The organism is Prevotella pectinovora, assembly GCF_000834015.1.
Classification (GTDB): Bacteria; Bacteroidota; Bacteroidia; order Bacteroidales; family Bacteroidaceae; genus Prevotella; species Prevotella pectinovora.
The window spans coordinates 1-1,362 of sequence record NZ_JXQI01000023.1; the positions used below are offsets into that span (position 1 = coordinate 1).

Genomic DNA, 1,362 nt, shown 5'->3' on the forward strand with positions numbered 1-1,362 from the left:
ACCTCTAAGTTTGCAGAAGATTGCGACGAAGTCGCATAAACTCCAAAATAATCAAGGTAAAACTATGATTGCTAAAGACAGTTTCGTACCTTTGTTGTAAAAAGGTAGAATCGGTCTGTCGAAGAGGTAAACCAGCTAATGACCCAGCCGTAAAGCTATAAATCGTTTAGGTCCTCATCGACATAGTTGCAAAGACCAGATAGAAAGTTATCGGCTCTGAGCCTTGTTAGAGTGTTAGTCCATACAACTATTGACCAATTCTACACAATAAAACTCGTACAAAGTTATGAAGAATTTATTTATCGGAGTTGATTTTTCGAAAGAAAAAGTTGATGTGGCTATCCTTTTTGCAGACGGACTGGCAGAAACCGCTGCTAGAGTGTTCAACGAGTTCAAGACAACCGTGTCTGGCTATAGGCAGTTGGTCAAGTGGGTTGAGCAGAATTCCTGCGGTATCGACTCGTCCTTGTGGCTCTTCTGTGGCGAGAACACGGGCGACTACAGCAAGGGACTGTGCAACTTCCTCTACGGTAAAGGCTACGACATGTGGCTTGAGAACGCAAAGAGCATCAAAGACGCATCTGGTCTTAGACGATTGAAGTCTGACCGTGCTGACGCCTCGATGATTGCAGAATACGCCATGAGGAATTACGATAAAGCCGTTATGTACGAGCCTCTTAGCGAGTCGCTTACACAACTGCGTGAGCTGTTCCTATACCGTCAGATGATCGTAAGACACAGATGCAGTTTCCAGGTGCGTAGAGGCGAAAAGCGACTCACTATGGAGAAGTCGCCAGTCAAGACAATGATTTCGCAGAGCGGACGGCACATCGTCTCTGAACTCAATAAGGAGATAGAGAAGATAGATAAGCGCATTGCCGATCTCATCAAGTCGGACGAGGAACTCACCGAGGTGTTCACCATCGTGACCTCGGTGCCTGGCATAGGAACGCAGAACGCTGTGTGCCTGATGGTGTACACCGACAACTTCCGGCGTTTCAACTACGACTCACGCAAGATTGCCTGCTATTACGGCCTAGCTCCATTCGGCAAAGATTCGGGAACCAGTGTGCATTCCGATCCGCATGTACATTATATGGCTAACCGCCAGATAAAGGCCATGCTGACGCAAGCGGCACTAGCTGCCGTCAACTTCAATCCCATTATGGCGAGGTACTACATGCGCCTCGTAGAACGAGGAAAGAAGAAGCAGGTTGCACTGAACAATGTCAAGAACAAACTTGTACATTTGGTCACAGCCATGGTCAGAAATCGCCAAACATTCACCCCTGAATATAAAATCTCAGCATAAATTGAAAATAATGGTCAAAACATTTGGATATTAACATAGAAAGCGATTTG

General features: G+C 46.0%; 1 protein-coding gene. It reads left to right on the forward strand.

Features of this window, described 5'->3' with window-relative positions:
* Positions 1–286: 286 nt before the first annotated feature.
* Positions 287–1,312 (forward strand): IS110 family RNA-guided transposase, encoded by a 1,026-nt coding sequence (locus tag ST42_RS02875; protein ID WP_042517114.1) that lies wholly within the window; start codon positions 287–289, stop codon positions 1,310–1,312.
* The last annotated feature ends 50 nt before the right edge of the window (positions 1,313–1,362 follow it).

Bases quoted from the DNA above. Each gene is read 5' to 3' on its own strand.
- ST42_RS02875 (WP_042517114.1), top strand. From the start codon at position 287: ATGAAGAATTTATTTATCGGAGTTGATTTTTCGAAAGAAAAAGTTGAT.